Origin of the sequence: Clostridium pascui, assembly GCF_016908015.1 — a bacterium.
Lineage (GTDB): Bacteria > Bacillota > Clostridia > Clostridiales > Clostridiaceae > Clostridium_AK > Clostridium_AK pascui.
Map to the genome: position 1 here is coordinate 23,224 of NZ_JAFBDB010000005.1, position 19,913 is coordinate 43,136.

Consider the following 19,913-nt stretch of genomic DNA (forward strand, 5'->3'; position numbering starts at 1 on the left):
AATTTTTAATTTATTTCTTTTTTGGAGTTTTACAAACGACCTTTTTACCGGAACGTATTCTTTGTAATAAATGACGTCTTGCTGGACAAGTAAATGAACAACAACCACATTCTATACAATCTCTTCCATCATATTGATCGAACATTTCATAGTTCTGCATGGAAGCTGATGCTGCAAGTGTTGTTGGCATTAAGTTCATAGGACAAACTTGTACACACTTTCCGCAATTTATACAGTTAGATTCTTCTTCTACAGTTGCTACTTTTTTAGTTAAGCAAAGTATTCCTGAGCTTCCCTTTGTTGCTGGAGCATCTAAAGTATACATTGCAATTCCCATCATAGGACCACCAGATATTATCTTAGTTGGTTCTTCTACAAATCCACCAGCAAATTCTACTAGTTCCTTCATTGAAGTTCCAATTTTAAATCTGATATTTTTTGGTTCTTTTACTGCATCACCAGTTACAGTTACAACTCTTGAAGTAAGCGGCTTGCCATTTACTACAGCATTGTATATTTCATAAATTGTGTCAACATTTTGTACAACACATCCTGCATCTGCTGGAAGTGCGCCTGATGGTACTTCTCTCTTTGTTAAAGCATAGATTAACTGTTTTTCAGCTCCTTGAGGATACTTAGTCTTAACAGCCTTTACTTCTATTCCTGTTCCCTGTGCTGCATCGCTCATAGCTTTTATAGCATTTGGCTTATTGTCTTCTATTCCTATATATCCTTTTGCACCTGGGAATAACTTTAGAACTATTTTTAATCCTTCGATTATTTCCTTAGTGTACTCAAGCATCATTCTGTGGTCACAAGTTAAATATGGTTCACATTCTGCAGCATTTACTACTATGAACTCTATTTTCTTGTCAGCAGGTGGCATAAGTTTTACATGAGTTGGGAATGTAGCTCCACCCATACCTACTATACCTGCTTCTTTAATGATTTCAATTATTTCTTCTTTTGATAACTTTGCATAATCAGCATTTGGTTTTATTGTATCTACTTCTTCATAAAGACCATCGTTTTCAATTACTACTGCTGAAATCTTAGCCCCATTAAAGTTTGATACTTGTACAATATTCTTAACAGTTCCAGATACACTGCTGTGAATATTTGCAGATACAAATCCTTTAGCTTCTCCTATTTTTTGTCCTACTAAAACCCTATCACCTTTTTTTACTAGTGGTTCAGCAGGTGCACCAATGTGCTGTGACATTGGTATAACAACGTCTCCCTTTGGTAAATACTCTTCTATTTGTTTGTTTTCTGTATAATGTTTACCATGAGGGGGATGTACTCCGTTTTTAAAAGTTAATAATTCCATAAAGACCCTCCATTCTTTAAATTCTATATGAAATACAATATAAACATTAAGTTTTTGAGCACACAAATACTCATTTATATACTAATTTGTTCCGCGAAATATGTCAATAGTTTTTGAACAACTTTTAAATTAGTTCATTGGATACATAGGCAATACTTCTCAGACATAATATTATTCTACAACAACGTGCAAATTCCTCTCTAAATAATCAAAATGAATAATTGCTTTTGTCGTTTCAAATGTTCGAATAGTAACTAACTTAAGATTATTTCGACAATTGCATAATACCAATTTATAGTTCAATATATTTTTCATCATATAGTACAGCTGATCCACCTATATAAGAAATACCTTCTTCTATTTTTACATCTACAATACCTGGTTTATCTAATATATATCCCTGCTCTACACTAAATACTTCTATTCCTTCATCATAAAACTTACTTAAATAAATTCCTAATGCACCTGCTGCCACCCCTGTAATTGGGTCTTCAGGTATCCCAAACAATGGATTAAACTGCCTTGCATGTATAAGGTTGTTTTTATCTAATGCATCAAAGGTAAAAGGATAAAATCCTTTAGAATTTGTTACACGTGAGATTTCCTTTAACTTTTCAAAGTCTGGTTTTATATTGAAAAGCATATCTCGATTTTTAAGAGGTATAATTATTTTAGGTGTTCCTACAGATACTACTTTAATAGGAAGGTTTTCCTCCTTATTTTCATAAGGTATATTAAGCGCTTCAAATATTATACTTTCTTCGATACAAATATCGTCTATAATAGGCCTTGATTGCTCCATATAAATTTTAGAGCCATTAATAAATACTTTTAATTTACCAGCCTTAGTATGCATATATACCTCTGATTCTTCTACTTCATTTAATACTTGCATACAGTGAAAAGCTGCTATGGTTCCATGACCGCATAAGTTGGTTTCAACTTCTGGAGTAAAATACTTAAGTTCAAAATTCCTGCAATCTATCTTGCTTATAAAAGTAGTTTCTGAGAATCCGACTTCTTTAGCTATACTTTGCATTTCTTCATCCTTAAGACCATTATTTATAACTACACCTGCAGGATTTCCTCCATTTTCAGATGATGTAAAAGACTTTACAAGAAAAACTTTTATCATTTGCCTCTACTCCCTTTTCTATGATTTTACATACTATTTTATTAATTCATAATTTTATTAATTAGTCAATATTTTTTGTGGTTTTTTATATTCTTTTTAAAGAATTATGCTATAATTGGATTGAATTTTATTATTAGGATGGCGATAAAATGGATATAAATAAGTTAGTACATTTAACTTCCTTTGCTGGTGAAATAATGCTGGAAAACGGGGCCGAAACTTACAGAGTAGAGGAAACTATAGAACGTATGTGCAGTGCCTATGGTGTACAAGAAGTTAATAGCTTTGTAACTCCTACAGGAATAATGATATCTATAACGGATGTAGATGGGAAAATCTATTCTAAAGTAAGTAGAGTTCGACATCGTAAAGTTGATTTGGATAAAATATCGAAAATAAATGATTTATCTAGACAAATATGCAGTAAAAATCTTCCCTTAAATATAGTAGAAGATAATTTAACAACTATAAATAGCGGACAAGACTACGAACGAAACCTAGTTATATTTTCTTCTTCCATATCTGCTGGTTTTTTTACTTTATTATATGGAGGGGATTTTAACGATTTTTGTATTTCTATGATTATTGGATTTACCATACAAATACTTTCTAGAACTCTAAGCAAAATTGGAACTAACTCCTTCTTTATAAATGCCATAGGTGGTGCTGCTGCTTCTTTTATTGCACTAGCAAGCACTTCATTACATATAGGAAATAATACGGATAAAATTGTAATAGGCTCTCTTATGTTATTAGTTCCAGGTCTTACAATAACCAATGCCATAAGGGATACTATAGCAGGAGATTTAGTGGCAGGAACTTCTAGAATTATAGAAGCATTTTTAATCGCCATTGCAATTGCTGTTGGAAGCGGACTCGTGTTCTCATTCTGGATATCTTATTTTGGAGGAGGATCTATATAAAATGAATTTATTTTTGCCTTCTTTTTATTCTTTCATTGCAACACTGGCATTTTCAGTTTTATTTAATATAAAAGGAAAAAACACTTGGCTAGCTGCCCTAGGAGGAGGACTAAGTTGGTTTTTTTATATTCTGTCATTAAAATATACTGTTTCTCAACCTCTAGCCTTCTTTTATGCTTCTGTAGCTGTAGCTATATATTCTGAAATAATGGCAAGAGTACGAAAATGCCCAGTTACTATATTTATAATCTGCGGCATACTTCCACTAGTTCCTGGAGGTGGAATGTATTATACTATGCTTGCTTCAGTAGAAGGAAATGTAACTAAATCCTTAAACACAGGACTTTCAACCCTTACAATAGCAGGAGCCATTGCAGTTGGAGTGATTTTAGTTTCATCATTAACTAGACTTATAACATTTTATTATAATAAAAAAAGCAATTGTGCTAAAGTGTAATTTAGCACAATTACTTCATAAACATTGTTAACGTACTTACTAAATCATCTACTGCATTTGCATCATTACTTAAAGCTTCGCAGTTTCCTAAACAATTCTTAGCATAGTTTTGAAGAACCATGGCTCCAGCCTTATTTATTGCAGATCTTACTGCTGCAATTTGTATTAATATTTCCTTACAACTGGCATCATTATCTATCATCTTTTCTATACCCTTTACTTGACCTTCTATTCTTTTAAGTCTATTTTGAATGTCCTTTTTAGCATTATCACTTGCCATTGTTATCACCTCATTTAAATACCCCTCCGGGTATTCACATTATATCATTTCTTATATGTACCTTCAACTAAATTTTCTGTTTTTAAAGTAATAAAACCTATTTTCATCTCATATGATGTTTAATGAAAACAAGGTAAAGGTGGCTTAAATGAAAAGAAAATTTTATTATATAATTTTGTCTATTATAATTATGTTTTTTGCTAGTTCCTGTTCCAAATACTATTATTACAAGGGTAAAGAAACTAACCGATATTATACAAATCTTTTATCTGAAGGAATTAATTTAAATACCTCTTACAGATGCACAATAACTGATACTTCTTTTTATAAGGAAAAGGAGCTATCTTCAGAAGATTTAAACGTAATACCTAATTTTATTTCAAGCCTTGATGAAAAATCCTTTATAGATAAGCCTAAAAATCTTCCTAACAAACCTTTATATAAGATATTCATTACCATTTCTAACGAAAAATATGTAATAAACGTATATAATAAAGATTTGGTTTCCATATACCCCTGGGATGGATTTTATGAAATGGATTTTATAAATATGAGTAAAGTACCTTATTCATACAACCTATACAATATATCTAATTATATGATTCCTAGAGATAATAATTAAGGAAACATCTCAATGAATCGAGATATGCTGATTTATATTAGAATATTCTGAATAATCGTATTGCATTTTAATATCTTTTATGTTATACTATATACAAGAAGAAGATAAAAATTCTTCTTGCAAATCCTAACTTACAAGGTTATGGTGAAACAAGGACAATCTGTTATCTCTCTAAATTATCAATGTTTTATAAGCTTAAGTTTACGCATAGTATAAAATATCCCAATTTTAACGCACGGTTTGTGTATCCCTATAAAATAGCTTATGAACATTTATAATTTACAAAATTAGTCTCCGATGTTAGTTACACTCTTAAAGTTAAAACCTCTATAGGAAAAGGTGATAAGAATTCAAATAGAATCAAGTTTTTTTAATAAGTTAGGATTTGCTTAACCACCAATTAGTGCCATTTAACTAATTGGTGGTTTTTATTTTTAAACTCTACTATTTACACCAAGCCTTTTATGCTTCTACAAGAAATGCATAGTATCCTCTCATAGCTTCATATATATCAGCTTTACTTGCTACTTCCCAAGGTGCGTGCATATTATGAAGTGCTACTCCACAATCTATTACTTCCATATTATACTCTGCAAGGATGTATGCTATAGTTCCGCCGCCGCCTTGATCTACCTTTCCAAGTTCTGAAGTCTGCCAAGATACGTTATGTTTATCCATTATATTTCTGATTTCTGCTACATATTCTGCATTAGCATCATTTGAGCCTGATTTTCCTCTAGCACCAGTGTATTTGTTAAACACTAATCCTTTTCCAAAATAAGCTGAATTCTTCTTTTCCATTACAGATGGGAAATTTGGATCAAATGCCGCACTCACATCTGAAGATAGCATTTTTGAATTATTAAGCGCACGTCTAACTTTTAATTCATTGTAATCTCCAGCTAAATTCATTATTTCCGCTACAACATTTTCAAAAAACTTAGATTTCATTCCTGTGGCTCCAACACTTCCTATTTCCTCTTTATCAACTAATAAAGTAACACATGTCTTTTTAGGATTTTCCATATCCATCATAGCTTCAAAGGATGTATATGAACATACCCTATCATCATGTCCATAAGCCATAACCATACTTCTGTCTAATCCATAATCTCTTGCTTTTCCTGCAGGAACTACTTCTAATTCTGCGGATACAAAATCTTCTTCTGTTATATCATATTTTTCATTTAAAAGTTTTAATATATTTCTCTTTACTCTATCCTTTACATCTTTACTTTCAATAGGCATGCTTCCTACAAGTATATTTAAATCTTCTCCATCTATTGCCTTGCCAAGCTTTTTCTCTAATTGTTCTCCAGACAAATGAATTAAAAGATCGGAAACCCCTATTACTGGATCATTATCATCTTCTCCTATAACCACATTTACTACTGTTCCATCCTTTTTAGCTATAACTCCATGAATAGCAAGCGGAAGAGTTACCCACTGATATTTCTTTATTCCACCATAATAATGAGTTTCAAACATTGCTAAATCAGTATCTTCATAAAGTGGATTTTGCTTTAAATCTAGTCTTGGAGAATCCACGTGAGCTCCTAATATATTCATACCCTTTTCTATAGGCTCACTTCCAATAATAAATAATGCTAAAGTTTTATCTTTATTATTAGCATATACCTTGTCTCCTGCTTTAAGACTTCCATTATTTTTTATAATATCTTCTAAGTTCTTATAGCCTTTCTCTTCTGCAAGTGTTGCAAGTTCTATTACACATTCTCTTTCAGTTTTACACTTAGACATAAATTTCTTATATCTTTCACTTAATGCAAATACCTTTTCTAAGTCTTCTTTACTATATTTATCCCAAGCATATTCATATTTTTTTACTAAATCTTTTTCCATAGTTTTTCTGCCCATAGGTAATTAAGAGCAGATCCACCTCCCTTTTCCTCTAATCTTTACTTTTTCCATTATATCATAATAGATAAATATTTTAAAATTTGAGGTTGAGTCAAAGCCACTTTTTTCTTTTAAATAAATATATAAGCAAAAGCGCTATCACAACCATCATTATAAGCAAATAATAAAACCCATAGTTTATAAGCATAAATGGTATATGTTTTACATTCATACCATATACACTTGTGATTAAGTTTAAAGGTAGAAATATTGTAGCTATTAAGGTAAATATTTTCATAAGTTCATTGGTTTTATTAGACATTTCAGATTCGAAGGCTTCCCTTGCTAAAGCTAAATCTTGAACCAAGCTCTCTAGTGACATCATAAGCTTATCTATTTTTGTATTTAAGCTTTGAAAGTATTTCATGTTCACATCTTTAATTATAGAATTATCATTACTTAGAAGCGAATCTCCTATATACCTTAATGGGCTTAAATACTTTCTGATTTTATATACTTGTCTTCTTAAATTTATAAGATCATTTAACTGTTTATGCTCTGGATTTTTAAGAATTCTTATTTCTACTTTGTCACTTTGCTCTTCTAATTTAGATATAACATTATAGTTTTTCACTATTATTCTATCTAAAATGTAATATAGTATAAGCTGAGGGTCAGAATTTTCTTTAAGTAACAAACAATTTTTATCTTTTCTTATGTCCTCTAAAAGAAGTTCTAAAATCTCTAGTTTTTCTTTAAAAGTAGTGATTATATAATTATCACTTAAAAAAATATATAGTTCTCTAGAATGTACGCCTTCATCATAATAATCAAATATATTAAGAACTATAAATATATAATCCTTAAAAAACTCTATTTTTGTCCCCTTATTAAAATCCTTGCATTCATTTATAGACTCTTCTTCTAAAGCAAATCTTTGTTTAATATCTAATAATTCATCTACATAACAATTTACCCATAAGTTAGAACTCGGACTATCTAACATTTTATTTTCTACTATTTTAAACTTATCCTCTATATTAAAAGTTATCATACTATTCACCTATTAGTTATTATTCCATCCACCTTGACATCCCATTCATTCATTGGTATATAATCTACTATTTGCATGGCATAAGCAATGGCAATTTTAGGAGTATCTCTTTTTATTTTTACTAAGAATCTATCGTAAAATCCTGCTCCATAGCCCATTCTGCCGCCGTTATTATCAAAGGCAACTCCAGGAATTAAAGCTAAGTCTATTTCCTCTTCCTTTATTTGATTTTCAAAACTTTCTGGTTCTAGTATTCCATACTTTCCTGATTTTAAATCATCAAATTTTTTTATTTCAATTGCATACATACCTTCACTTTTGGATAGAACTTTAGGTACACATACTCTTTTCCCTTTAGATAGTGCATCCTTTATTATTTCATGGGTATTTACTTCAGTTTTATAACTTACAAATATAAAAATACATTTTGCTTCATTATATAAGGGGTTGTTTATTATAGAATTAAATATATTCTCATCATATTTAATTCTTTCACTTAAATCTATATTATCTCTTTTTTCTAATATCATTTTTCTTAATTCTTTTTTATCTACCATTCTTATTCCTCCTCATTACTTCTTCATCCATTCTCATGCTTATAGTATCTACTGGAGTTATAGTACTACTTAAACTATATCTATGACTAACTGCCGCTGCTTCTATAATAACTGCAATATTTCTTCCCGGTCTTATAGGCAGTGTTATTTTCTTTACATCAGTGTTTAATATTTTTACACTTTCCCTATCTATTCCAAGCCTATCATAATTTTGCTCTGGCTTCCATTGCTCTAAGTGTATTATAAGCCCAACTGTTTTTGCCTCTAAAACTGAACTCAATCCATATAATGCAGGAATGTCTATTATACCTACCCCTCTAACTTCTATCATTCCAGATGTTATATATGGAGATGTACCTATAAGCTTACCTTCTATTTCTTTTATATCTACAGCATCATCTGCCACTAGCCTATGACCCCTTTTTATTAACTCAAGAGCTGTTTCACTTTTACCTATTCCGCTTTCTCCAGTAATTAATATTCCTATACCGTATACGTCTACAAGCACTCCATGAAGTCTGGTTTCTGGTGCCAATTTCCCATCTAAATACCCCATAAGATTGCTTATAAATCTAGTAGAAATACTATTTGTCTTAAGTGCCCATCTATTATATTCTTTTGCACCTTCTTTAAATTCATCATGAGGGTCTAACTCCCTAGTAAATATTGAGCAAGGAGTTTCAAATTGAAAAAACTTTTTAAGTCTTTTGTTTCTTAGCTCCGTGTTCATTACATCTAAAAAACTCCATTCCGCCTTACCTATAATTTGCACCCTATCATTTGCAAAATAGCTATAAAAACCTGAAAATTGAAGTCCTGGTCTATTTATATCACTAGTTGTTATTTCTATATTTTTTTTACCTTCATTTATTACTTCCAATTGCAAGTCCTTTATTAAATCCTCTACTGTAACTGGCATAACATTTCCTCCCTGGTATTTGATTTTAACTTAAATTATACCATAATAGGTTTATCCTGAATGTGATTTTAGACAAAAATTTAAGGAAACTTTGCATAGTGCAAAATTTCCTTAAATTGAGGCTATCTTTTTTAATTATAAACATTAAATATATAAATTACTTTTTGAAAGCTGGTGATGTGCTTCTATAAATCTTATAGTACCTGTTTTAGCTCTCATTACTACAGAATGAGTAGTAGCAAAGCTTTTCTTTGAATAAACTACTCCCTTTAATAAGTCGCAGTCTGTTATTCCAGTAGCTGCAAAATACACATCATCACTTTTTACTAAATCATCTATAAGGAGCACTTTATTTAGGTCAGAGATTCCCATATCTTTACATCTTTTCACTTCTTCTTCATTATATGCAACAAGCTTGGCCTGCATATCTCCACCCATACATTTTATAGCTGCTGCCGAAATAACTCCTTCAGGAGCTCCACCTGTACCCATCATTAAATCTATTCCTGTGTTTTCAAAACCGCAAGCAAGTACTGCTGCTATATCTCCATCTGAGAAAAGTTTAACTCTTGCGCCTAGCTCTCTTGCATCTTTTATTATATCTGAATGTCTTTCTCTTTCCTGCACCATGACTGTAAGTTCTGTTACATCTTTATTAAGTGCCATTGCCACATTTATTATATTTTCTTTATTAGATTTATCTATATCAATAACTCCCTTTGCTCCAGCCCCTACTGCAATTTTTTTCATATACATATCTGGAGCATGAAGTAAACTTCCCTTAGGTCCCATAGCTACTACTGCAATAGAATTTGGAAGACCTTTAGCTATAAGTGATGTCCCATCTAATGGATCAACAGCTATGTCCATCTCTGGCATAGTTTCATGTCCTATTCCAACCTCTTGTCCTATATATAGCATAGGCGCATTATCTAACTCTCCTTCTCCTATAACTACAGTACCTCTTATAGGCATAAGTCCAAATGCTTTTTCCATACCATCTACTGCTGCTTGATCTGCTGCAATCTTATCTCCTCTACCCATATATTTTGCTGATGCTAGTGCTGCAGCTTCAGTTACTCTTATAAGTCCCATTGCTATATCTTGATTCTTCACGTTAGTTCCTCCTATTTATATAAGTATTAATTCATCACTATATAGTATAGTACAATATCTATTTGATATACTTTATCTTATTTAAACACTTATTAAAAAACATTTAAGCTACACTTTATATAAATATTATAACACATATCTCAATTTACTCAACACTTATTTTGCTTTTTTGATTACATTTAAATTAATTTAATATAGCCGCAAAAAATAAAAAGCCAGAAGTTATATAACTTCTGGCTTATGAAAACTAAGTTTTATCCCAACATGCCGTTAAACTTACTCTTCACACCCGCCCTCTCGCAGGTGGGTCCTTTGCATCAACCTTCTGCCTACTACAATTTAGCTAATCTAATTATCAGCGTCAGCAGCTTGGCATTACTTTGAGTATTAAAGGTCCCTTTCAAATAATGTCGGTTGAACAACTAAGTCTCACGCGCATCTCAGGACTACAATATTATTATAGCATTATCTATAAAATTTTCAAGGATTTTTGCAAACGTTTTTATATTTTTTTATCATTAAATTTAGCAGCTTTCTCATAAACTTCCTCTAATAGCTTTTCATTATCCTTTACAGGAAGTTTATCAGTGCTTTCTACGTATATTTTTTCTTCTACTTTAGCATCCATGGCTGCCATAGCAAATAGGAGAGTTTCTTCTACAGGCCTAAACATATCAGGCCATGAGCTTCCTCCTGTTGCAAGTATTACTCCTCTTTTAGGTTTTATATCGAATCTGTCTTTTCTTATATATTTCTTGCTCCAATATACCTGAAGCCTATCTATAAGTGCCTTTAAAGGGGCTGTCACTCCGGAAAAATACATAGGAGTTGCTATTACAATTACATCACTCTTCTTTATTTTATCGTAAATTTCAATCATGTCATCCTTAATAGCACAATTTTCTACCTTATAGCAATACTTACAATCTATACAAGCACCTATTTTTTTATCATAAACTTCAATTATTTCCTTATTTCCCTCTAATCCCTCTAAAAACTTCTCCATAAGATTGTGAGTATTTCCCTTTTTATTAGGAGAAGCTGAAAAAACTAGTATATTCATATATTGTTCCTTTCTTTAGCATGTTCTCTATTATGTTTTATAGCTCTAATTCATCTAATACCTTTTCTATATCTACTTCTTTGTCTTCTGTAATAACTGCTATAAATTCTGTATATGCATCTTCTTCATCAATTTCTACATCATAGGATACAAACTGTACTTTAAAACCTTTCTCTTCCATAAGTCCTTCTATTATATCAGATACATTATCTACAGCTATTTCATTTAAGTAAGGCACATAATAGTCATAAAACTTTTCTTCATCCTCATCATCTTCACATTCTTCTTCTTCTGCATAAGCTTGTGCTGCAGATAATTCATCTTCATCAAAATCATAAAAAAATCTTAATACAAATATTTCATTATCATTATGCTCTATTTGTTCTACTTCACTTAATCCACTCACTAAAAGGTATTTAACTATATCATCTCTTTCCATTTGTAATACATCTCCTTTTTATTTAAAAATATAATTATATATGGTACTAAAGTTTATCAATAAATCTATCTACAAATTCATCTGCCATTTTGTATTCATCTTCATTTGGTACAAATTTAAATTTAAATCCCTCTACTACATTTAACTTCAATCCCTTCATTCTATCCATCATAAGCTGAACACCTTCTCCACTCCAACCATAAGAACCAAAGGCTGATGCAGCCTTTCCTCTGTTAGTTATTGCAGATACTTCAGACAATACATCCCAAACAGGTTTTACAGCATCTTGATTTATAGTAGGTGAACCAAATATAACTCCTTTTACACTTTCTATGGCCTTAATTGACTCATCAACTCCAAAGGTTGTTATTTCATGTAGTTCAGATTTAATTCCCTTTTCATTTAGTTTATCATTTATATATTTTGCCATAATTTCTGTGTTTCCATAAGCTGAAATATAAAGCACCACTGCAGTTTTATCCTTTGGCGCATCAGTAGATGCTAATTTTCTATAGGTTTCTATACTTCTAGAGATATCTTCTCCAGTATGTATAGGACCATGGCTAGTGCAAACCATATCTAAATCTAAATCTTTAATTTTATCAAGTCCAGCTAACACAAATTTTTTAAAAGGAGCCATTATAACCTCAAAGTAGTGTTCTACTTCTCCTTCATAATCTTCTTCATATCCTTCTATTACATTGTGTTTTGGACAATAATGACATCCTAAGAAGTCACAGCTAAATAACACCTTTTGCTCTTTTGCATAAGTAAAGAATGTATCTGGCCAGTGAAGATTAGGAGCTGATATAAACTTTAATGTTGTTTTACCAAGACTTAATTCTTCTGGAATTACCATTATGTCTAAATCTTTATTTATTATGTCCTTCAGATATACCGAACCTGCTCTGGATGCTATTATCTTAGCATCTGGATAAACTTCATGAAGCTTTGCTATTGTACCGCTGTGGTCTAATTCTGTATGCTGAGATATTATATAATCAACCTTTTTGTCCCCTATAATTTCTTTAACGTTTACCATGAATTCTTCAAAAAAACCTTCTTTTACAGCATCAATTATAGCAACCTTTTCATCATTTATTAAATAAGCATTATATGTAGTTCCATATTCAGTCTTCATTATTATATCGAATACTTCTAAATCTGGATCTTTTACACCTATCCAATAAATCTTTTCTTTTAAATTTATATAGTTCATTTCTTCATATCCTCCTTGACCCCTATGTTATATGCCCATGTATAATTTCAAGCAAATTTTCATTTAATATTATATATGGTTGGAAACCTACTTGAAATTCGTTCCTTAAAATTATTGTATCATATTTCCTCAAAAAATAAATAATTCTGGAAATTATTAATCAATATTTAATGTTATTTTGTGTATTTAAAAAAGTTTTATTCTACGGTATTTTTCAAAGCTTTAATATTCATAATTAATTAAATATATTATATAATAATAATTGATGTGTTTTTCAAAATTATAGAAAGAAGGGTTAATTTATGCTTTATAGAAGATTCGGAAGAGAAGACTTCATAGTATCTTCATTAGGCTTTGGATGTATGAGATTTCCAATAATAAATAATAGCGATGAGCTTATAGATGAAGAAAAAGCCATAGAAATGTTAAGATATGCAATAGATAACGGAGTCAATTATGTGGATACTGCCTATCCTTATCACAAAGGACAAAGCGAGATCCTTGTAGGAAAGGCCCTTAAAGATGGCTATAGAGAAAGAGTTAAACTTGCTACTAAATCCCCTGTTTGGCTTACAGAAAGCTATGAAGATTTTTATAAATATTTAAATGAGCAGCTTGAAAAACTTCAGACGAACTACATAGATATGTATTTATTACATGCTCTTAATAAAGAAAGATGGGAAGCCATTCTTAAATTAGATGTGTTAAAATTTTTAGATAAAGCTAAAGAAAAAGGACTTATAAAACATCCCGGGTTTTCCTTCCATGGAGATTTAGATACATTTAAACAAATTGTAGATTCCTACGACTGGAGCTTTTGCCAGATACAATACAATATACTAGATGTAGATTATCAAGCTGGAGTAGAAGGGCTAAAATATGCCTCATCTAAAGGGCTGGCAGTTATTATAATGGAACCTTTAAAAGGTGGCAAACTGGCGGTAACTCCTCCAGATGAGATTCAAAGCTTATGGAATAAATCTAAAATAAAGAGACCTAATGTTCACTGGGCGCTTAAATGGCTGTGGAATCAACCTGAAGTTACCCTTATATTAAGTGGTATGAGTTCATTAGAGCAAGTTATGGATAACATAAGCTATGCTGAGGATTCAGAAACAGGCTCACTTACAAATCAAGAGCTTAAAATAGTAGATGAAGTGCGTAATACCTATAATAACTTAATTAAAATAAACTGCACCAAATGCGGATACTGCATGCCTTGCCCTCAAGGTGTAGATATACCATTAAATTTTTCAATTTACAACGATAGACACATATATAATGACTTAAAAAGCTCACTAAAAAAATATAAGGATCTCCATGAAAATAAAAAAGCTTCTTCCTGCATAGAATGTGGAAAATGCCAGCCTCTATGTCCTCAAAATCTTCCAATAATTGATACGCTAAAAAAATTGCACGGCGAACTATCTCCAAATTAACAAATTATTAATGAATTCTTCATGGTATTTACCACTATGTTTCTACAAAATATGATATATTATATATAAGGTTTTAAATTATACCTAAAAGAAGGGGATGTAAATGGAATATTTTAATAAAGATTATGGAATGGAAAAAGGGTTAGTGAGGCTATTAAAAATTTTAGGATTTTTATTTTTAACTTATTTCATAATCCAAGGCTTATTTATATTAATTCCAGTGGGGATATTGATATACGCAGCCTATAAAGGAATAAAGTTCATACAGTCAAAATTTAAAGGATCTAAAAAGACAGAAAACATAAACGAAGAGATATTTGAAATATATAAAGACAGCAATGAATATGTATATAACACCGAAGTAATTGACGTGGAATACGAAGAAATAAATAAGTAAATAATAAGAATGGCAAGACATCTTGCCATTCTTATTATTTTAAAGAAACTCAAACTATATACGCTGAAAACAACTATATCGAACTATCTTTTTTTAAATACTATGTATGAAAGGCTTAAATATATGTTATGATTAATGTATATAACTAAGTTAGGAGAGATAATTTGAAAAAGGGATTTATACCAGTAATTATAATTACTATAATAGCAGCTGTTTTCCTAATATTATATGCTCTTGGCATTACTATAGGCCTTTTAGATAGCAACATGCCCTTTATAGCAGTAATATTTGTTGCAGTGGTATTTTTAATACTTTTTATAATGCTGACCTTAACTCTAATTGAAAGAATAAAAGAAATTAAAGGAGAAGATAAAGATGATATTAGTAAATACTGATTTTATAACTGGAAAAGATATAGAAACATTATCTATAGTAAAAGGATCTACAATTCAATCTAAACATTTAGGCAAAGACCTTATGAGCGGCTTTAAGACCCTAGTTGGTGGAGAATTAAAGGCTTATAGCGAAATGATGGATGAGGCAAGAGCTATTGCCACAAAAAGAATGGTTGAAGAAGCAGAGAACCTAGGAGCAGACGGAATAATAAATATACGATATGCCTCCAGTGCCGTAGTACAAGGAGCAGCAGAAGTTATAGTTTATGGAACAGCAGTAAAATTTAAATAGTAATATTGTTGATACACCAATAGGTGGGAGGACAATCCATGAACAAAGAAGAACAGGTAATGATGAATTTAAGGGAATTATTTAACAAAATGGCTTGGCTTAATAAATTGAAGATGGAAGAGAGCCTTAAGGGTTATAAGCCTTCTGAAGTACATTACATCGAATGTATTGGAAGAAATGTAGATTCCAACGTGACAAAACTTGCGGAGTCCCTTTATATGACTAGAGGAGCCATAAGCAAAATGACCAAGAAGCTCATAGAAAAAGACATTATCGAAAGCTACCAGAAGCCGGATAACAAGAAAGAAATTTATTTCCGTCTTACTGAGCAAGGACAAAGAATTTTTAAAGTCCATGAAAAGCTGCACAAAGAGTTTCAGGAGCGGGATAAAGCCGTATTTGAGCAGGTACCCGACGAGCAGTTTGACAGTATGCTCAGATTCGTAGAAAAGTATAGTAGGCATTTGGATGCAGAAATAAAGAAACTGGGTATAGATGTTAAGTCGGAATAAATTTGAATAGTGAAAATAAAACCATAGGCAGCCCAACTCTATTGAGAAAGGGCTGCATTTTTGTTGACAAGGAAACAAAACACTGACTTTTGGGAGGAGAATTTTAATGTTCAAATTTAGATCACACAATGAACAGAACACAGAAACAAACATAGATAAACATGCATTAATTTTTGGTCTTATCTCTGTATTTCTTTGCGGAATAGGCTTCACTATAATATCACCTGTCGTCCCCTTCTTAGTACAGCCTTATACAAGCAATCCAGGAGAACAAGCTATAGTTCTTACCCTTCTTACCTCTGTTTATGCAGTTTGCGTGTTTTTCGCAGCTCCTGGCCTTGGAGCTTTGAGCGACAAATATGGCCGTCGTCCAGTGCTATTAGTATGCCTTTTGGGTTCCGCAATGGGGTACCTTATCTTTGGCATAGGAGGATCTCTATGGATGCTATTTGCTGGGCGTGTAATAGATGGCATCACAGGAGGGACCATAAGCACTATCTTCTCATATTTCGCAGATATCATTCCTCCAGAGCAGAGAACCAAATACTTTGGATGGATGAGCGCAATTGTAGGTGTAGGCACCGTCATTGGCCCAACTCTAGGCGGATTACTTGCCAAGTTTGGTTATTCTGCACCCTTGTATTTTGGAGCAATAATAACTTTATTGAATGTCGTTTACGGATTCTTTTTTATGCCTGAAAGTCTTGACAAGAATAATAGACTGAAAGAAATTACTTTTGTAAAACTGAATCCATTTACACAGCTTGCCAGCATACTTTCCATGAAAAACTTACAAAAGCTGCTTGTCTCAGCATTCTTACTTTGGATACCAAATGAATCTTTACAGGCAGTTTTTTCACAATTTACAATAGACACTTTCAGTTGGAAGCATGCACTAATCGGACTTATGTTTTCAATTATGGGCGTCCAAGACATCGTTTCACAAGGTTTCATAATGCCAAAGCTTTTAATAAAACTTAGCGATAAACAGGTATCACTTCTTGGAATGGTTTCGGAAATTATAGGTTACAGTCTTATTGGGCTATCTGCTTTATTCTCACTCTATCCTCTTTTTATCGCTGGAATGTTTATATTTGCTTTTGGTGATTCCATCTTCGGGCCTTCATTCAATGGGATGCTCTCCAAGTCTGTGGATTCTAGTGAACAAGGAAGGATTCAAGGAGGCAGCCAATCTATTCAGGCTTTAGCAAAAATGATTGGTCCTATCATTGGAGGTCAAATTTATGTATCACTTGGTCATGCCGCACCCGCTTTTATGGGTATGGTCCTTATAGCAGCGGCAATACCAGTTTTATATAAGACAACGCATAATAACAGAGTTTCAGAACTTATCGACAATTTCTAACCCCCTATTTGTCTACAGTCTAAGGCGTACTAATAAGATTGCTACGCCTTTTGCCTTGAGAACGGCTAATATGTATAAATCTAAAACTAACCCGCCTAAACTCGCTGTCGCTCAGACAGTAGACGGCTCTTAACGGTATTTTAAATTTATAAATAAAGCCATTCTATAAAAAATTTCTTATAAAAAATAGAATAATTAATATCTTACGACCTATCGGTCTGCGGGCTTACCAGCCCTTTCATAAGTTCTAATTTATCAAAAGGAACTTTCGCCAAAACGAAATTCCTTCCTTTAGTACGGTAAGCATGAAGATATTTTTAATGTTAAATTTAGTATGGGTTCTGCATTGTAGAAAGCATTGAACAAGCAATTAGAAGCTCTTTATCTCTCAATTTAAATCACCGTAAAGAACTTTCTACTGTCTGAGCGGCAGCGAGTTTAGAAAGTTTAGGCGATTGAAATTGAGAGATATTAGAGCTTCTTTGCGTAGTGAACCCTTTCTTAAATGCAGAACCCATACGGAAGATTTAACATTAAAAATGTCGTAATATCCCTTTAATGGGTTGCTTTTACTGATGAGAAGTTTCCTGCTTTAGATAGTATCTTTACTACAGAAAATGCTATTACTCCATCTACTACATGGTGAAGTATTGTTCCTACTCCTACAGCTATAAGTATTTTTTCCATTGTAAACCCAAATGGAATAACTACTAAAGCTTCCAATATTCCATGAACTGGAGCTGTAATTGCTACAACTTTTGAGTATGAAACTCCTTTTTTAAGAAGATACGCTCCAAACATTCCTACAAATGTATGCATAAAAGCTCTTGATGCTACAACTGCACCTTTAGTAATTAAAAATCCTATTGCTGAGCCTATTCCAACCATAGCCGCTGGCACAGGTCCTAAAAACATAGCCAAAAACATTGGAACGTGGGATGCTAATGTAGCTGAAAATGGTCCTACAGTTACAGCAAGTACCCCAAAAGAAATTGGTATTACTATAGCAAGTGCAGTAAGTAGTGCTGCATAAACTAAATTTTTAAGATTCATATTAATCCCTCCGTTTGTATACTAATGTATATACATTAGTATACACTAGTAATATGTACTTGTAAATATCATCTTAGAAATTACTTATAAAAACATTTAATTTCCTATAGAGTAAAAAACAAATGGTTAGGTGAAAATTTCACCTAACCAAATAATTACATGTTATGTTCTTCTATGCTTTTAGCTCCAATATTGAAGAATCTCCAATTTCCGTCTTCTTCTTCATAGCCTTTACAATATATGCATCCTTCTTTAAAATCATAACCAACTTTATTAAGTTCTTCATGATTTTCACGAGTACTTCTTACATCATTTAAATCTTCCACTTTTATCTTTAACATATTTCCTTTATTAGTCTTTACTAATGCTTCGAATTGTGGAAGCGTTCCTTCTTCTTTAATGGAATATATATCAACTATTTTTAAATTAATACCCTCTTCTATAGTTAACTTATCTTTATACCTTCCCCAGCCTTCCGCTAATGTGGTATAATCTCCTATTTTAAAAATACTTTCCCCTATCATGCATGATTTAACCTTGTCTATAATCATGTGCAATCCCCCCTGCAATTAATTTGTTATGTAGTCTTATTATACAACTTTTGTTAAATAATTGTCAATAATTTTGTTGCAATTTTCTAAATATTTTTACTAAAATTAAAATTCTAACTTATTTTGAAGTTTACTATTATTATATTCTTCAAATACTAAATTTAGAATTTCTCATATAATATTTTTTCCAGACTAATATCTCTTATAATATTATAAAAATCATCGACAAAAAACACACATGATATTCTATAACATGTGTGTTTTTACAAATTGATATTGCCTTATAGTCCATTTTTTTCTTCCATCATAGTCTTTACCTTCATAAGTCTTGTTAAGTTACTTCTTTCATTTTCATCAAGTTTCATGCGTATATATTTAATGGTTTCATGTAAATCAGGTATAGTTCTATATTCTAGGGCATTAACCCTTCTTCTAGTCTTTTCTATTTCATCTGCCATAAGCTGACATGACTTTTCTACTTCTGCAAGCTCTAATAGTTTAGGAAGTATAGAATATAACTTTTCTATAGCTCCATCTAGCTCTGCAGATGTATTTGCAAAACCATAAGGATATATACTGCCTTCTTGATTTTCCATTTTGCGCTTAAATTTCATTACAGGTACATTAACACTCATAATATTTCTTTTACTTACTTCTAAAGAAATACTTTCCATAGGATAGGCTATTGCTTCCTCAAGGAATTCTGAAGACATAACAGCTCTTGCCATTACAAAATTCTTTAATGATTTTTGTAATTCTTCCTCCACACTTTTCCTTAGTTCGTTATTATATTTTATAAGGTCTATAAATCTCCTCATAAGCTCATCTTGCTTATCTTTTAAAAGTTTATGTCCTCTGGTTGCTGTTACCAATCTCTTTTTTAATGTAGTGAGCTCCATTCTAGTAGGATTGACATTTAATCTCATAAGTTATC

The 19,913-nt window shown here is 31.7% G+C and carries 23 protein-coding genes and 1 other RNA gene; 9 read left to right on the forward strand and 15 right to left on the reverse strand.

Annotation, left to right across the window (positions count from 1 at the left end; genetic code table 11):
• Positions 1-10: 10 nt before the first annotated feature.
• Entirely contained in the window at positions 11-1,330 is a 1,320-nt protein-coding gene (gene rsxC / locus JOC70_RS12610; protein WP_204599257.1) for an electron transport complex subunit RsxC, read from the reverse strand.
• A 292-nt stretch (positions 1,331-1,622) separates the two neighbouring features.
• Positions 1,623-2,465 (reverse strand): PhzF family phenazine biosynthesis protein, encoded by an 843-nt coding sequence (locus tag JOC70_RS12615; protein WP_204599258.1) that lies wholly within the window; start codon positions 2,463-2,465, stop codon positions 1,623-1,625.
• A gap of 149 nt (positions 2,466-2,614) precedes the next feature.
• On the opposite strand from JOC70_RS12615, the gene JOC70_RS12620 reads away from it, so the two are divergent.
• A complete protein-coding gene (locus tag JOC70_RS12620; protein WP_204599259.1) occupies positions 2,615-3,388 on the forward strand; it encodes a threonine/serine exporter family protein in 774 nt (257 codons plus the stop codon).
• A 1-nt stretch (position 3,389) separates the two neighbouring features.
• Positions 3,390-3,845, forward strand: a complete 456-nt coding sequence (locus JOC70_RS12625; protein ID WP_204599260.1) for a threonine/serine exporter family protein — start codon at positions 3,390-3,392, stop codon at positions 3,843-3,845.
• 10 nt (positions 3,846-3,855) lie between these two features.
• Here JOC70_RS12625 and JOC70_RS12630 read toward each other — a convergent pair whose 3' ends face one another.
• Positions 3,856-4,125, reverse strand: coding sequence for a metal-sensitive transcriptional regulator (locus JOC70_RS12630; RefSeq protein WP_204599261.1), 270 nt, complete (start codon positions 4,123-4,125; stop codon positions 3,856-3,858).
• Positions 4,126-4,273: 148 nt separating this feature from the next.
• Here JOC70_RS12630 and JOC70_RS12635 point away from each other — a divergent pair, with 148 nt between their 5' ends.
• A complete protein-coding gene (locus JOC70_RS12635; RefSeq protein ID WP_204599262.1) occupies positions 4,274-4,747 on the forward strand; it encodes a DUF4883 family protein in 474 nt (157 codons plus the stop codon).
• 462 nt (positions 4,748-5,209) lie between these two features.
• On the opposite strand, the gene JOC70_RS12640 is transcribed toward JOC70_RS12635, so the two are convergent.
• The 9 genes from JOC70_RS12640 to JOC70_RS12680 all read right to left on the reverse strand — a co-directional run bounded on the left by JOC70_RS12640 (position 5,210) and on the right by JOC70_RS12680 (position 12,974).
• A complete protein-coding gene (locus tag JOC70_RS12640; RefSeq protein ID WP_423880678.1) occupies positions 5,210-6,625 on the reverse strand; it encodes an aminopeptidase in 1,416 nt (471 codons plus the stop codon).
• Positions 6,626-6,719: 94 nt separating this feature from the next.
• Entirely contained in the window at positions 6,720-7,661 is a 942-nt protein-coding gene (locus JOC70_RS12645; protein WP_204599264.1) for a magnesium transporter CorA family protein, read from the reverse strand.
• 5 nt (positions 7,662-7,666) lie between these two features.
• Entirely contained in the window at positions 7,667-8,218 is a 552-nt protein-coding gene (locus tag JOC70_RS12650; protein WP_204599265.1) for a 5-formyltetrahydrofolate cyclo-ligase, read from the reverse strand.
• On the reverse strand, positions 8,208-9,137 hold the full coding sequence (gene hprK / locus JOC70_RS12655) for an HPr(Ser) kinase/phosphatase (RefSeq protein WP_204599266.1): 930 nt from the start codon (positions 9,135-9,137) through the stop codon (positions 8,208-8,210). Before hprK ends, JOC70_RS12650 begins: the two co-directional genes overlap by 11 nt.
• A gap of 144 nt (positions 9,138-9,281) precedes the next feature.
• The gene (gene glpX / locus JOC70_RS12660; protein ID WP_204599267.1) at positions 9,282-10,253 is read right to left on the reverse strand and encodes a class II fructose-bisphosphatase; all 972 of its coding nucleotides are present in this window, start codon (positions 10,251-10,253) and stop codon (positions 9,282-9,284) included.
• Positions 10,254-10,505: 252 nt separating this feature from the next.
• Positions 10,506-10,703: non-coding RNA, 6S RNA (gene ssrS / locus JOC70_RS12665), on the reverse strand.
• Between the two features lie 52 nt (positions 10,704-10,755).
• Positions 10,756-11,316 (reverse strand): flavodoxin family protein, encoded by a 561-nt coding sequence (locus JOC70_RS12670; RefSeq protein ID WP_204599268.1) that lies wholly within the window; start codon positions 11,314-11,316, stop codon positions 10,756-10,758.
• Positions 11,317-11,353: 37 nt separating this feature from the next.
• Positions 11,354-11,755: a hypothetical protein gene (locus tag JOC70_RS12675; RefSeq protein WP_204599269.1), complete on the reverse strand. Its 402-nt coding sequence runs from the start codon at positions 11,753-11,755 to the stop codon at positions 11,354-11,356.
• 46 nt (positions 11,756-11,801) lie between these two features.
• Complete coding sequence (locus JOC70_RS12680) at positions 11,802-12,974, reverse strand: FprA family A-type flavoprotein (RefSeq protein WP_204599270.1); 1,173 nt, start codon at positions 12,972-12,974, stop codon at positions 11,802-11,804.
• Between the two features lie 302 nt (positions 12,975-13,276).
• On the opposite strand from JOC70_RS12680, the gene JOC70_RS12685 reads away from it, so the two are divergent.
• From JOC70_RS12685 to JOC70_RS12710, 6 genes are all read left to right on the forward strand, one after another.
• On the forward strand, positions 13,277-14,413 hold the full coding sequence (locus JOC70_RS12685) for an aldo/keto reductase (RefSeq protein WP_204599271.1): 1,137 nt from the start codon (positions 13,277-13,279) through the stop codon (positions 14,411-14,413).
• A gap of 103 nt (positions 14,414-14,516) precedes the next feature.
• Positions 14,517-14,810, forward strand: coding sequence for a hypothetical protein (locus JOC70_RS12690; RefSeq protein WP_204599272.1), 294 nt, complete (start codon positions 14,517-14,519; stop codon positions 14,808-14,810).
• 164 nt (positions 14,811-14,974) lie between these two features.
• Positions 14,975-15,205, forward strand: a complete 231-nt coding sequence (locus tag JOC70_RS12695) for a hypothetical protein (RefSeq protein WP_204599273.1) — start codon at positions 14,975-14,977, stop codon at positions 15,203-15,205.
• On the forward strand, positions 15,186-15,497 hold the full coding sequence (locus JOC70_RS12700) for a YbjQ family protein (RefSeq protein ID WP_204599274.1): 312 nt from the start codon (positions 15,186-15,188) through the stop codon (positions 15,495-15,497). The genes JOC70_RS12695 and JOC70_RS12700 overlap by 20 nt, the downstream gene beginning before the upstream one ends.
• A gap of 38 nt (positions 15,498-15,535) precedes the next feature.
• Positions 15,536-16,009: a MarR family transcriptional regulator gene (locus JOC70_RS12705; protein WP_204599275.1), complete on the forward strand. Its 474-nt coding sequence runs from the start codon at positions 15,536-15,538 to the stop codon at positions 16,007-16,009.
• 106 nt (positions 16,010-16,115) lie between these two features.
• Positions 16,116-17,375 (forward strand): MFS transporter, encoded by a 1,260-nt coding sequence (locus tag JOC70_RS12710; RefSeq protein WP_204599276.1) that lies wholly within the window; start codon positions 16,116-16,118, stop codon positions 17,373-17,375.
• Positions 17,376-17,930: 555 nt separating this feature from the next.
• Here JOC70_RS12710 and JOC70_RS12715 read toward each other — a convergent pair.
• The 3 genes from JOC70_RS12715 to JOC70_RS12725 all read right to left on the reverse strand — a co-directional run bounded on the left by JOC70_RS12715 (position 17,931) and on the right by JOC70_RS12725 (position 19,905).
• Positions 17,931-18,428 carry an ECF transporter S component gene (locus tag JOC70_RS12715; protein WP_204599277.1) on the reverse strand — a complete coding sequence of 166 codons (498 nt, stop codon included), beginning with the start codon at positions 18,426-18,428 and terminating at the stop codon, positions 17,931-17,933.
• Positions 18,429-18,583: 155 nt separating this feature from the next.
• A complete protein-coding gene (locus JOC70_RS12720; RefSeq protein WP_204599278.1) occupies positions 18,584-18,979 on the reverse strand; it encodes a hypothetical protein in 396 nt (131 codons plus the stop codon).
• 281 nt (positions 18,980-19,260) lie between these two features.
• Positions 19,261-19,905 carry a V-type ATP synthase subunit D gene (locus tag JOC70_RS12725; RefSeq protein WP_204599279.1) on the reverse strand — a complete coding sequence of 215 codons (645 nt, stop codon included), beginning with the start codon at positions 19,903-19,905 and terminating at the stop codon, positions 19,261-19,263.
• Positions 19,906-19,913 lie beyond the last annotated feature (8 nt).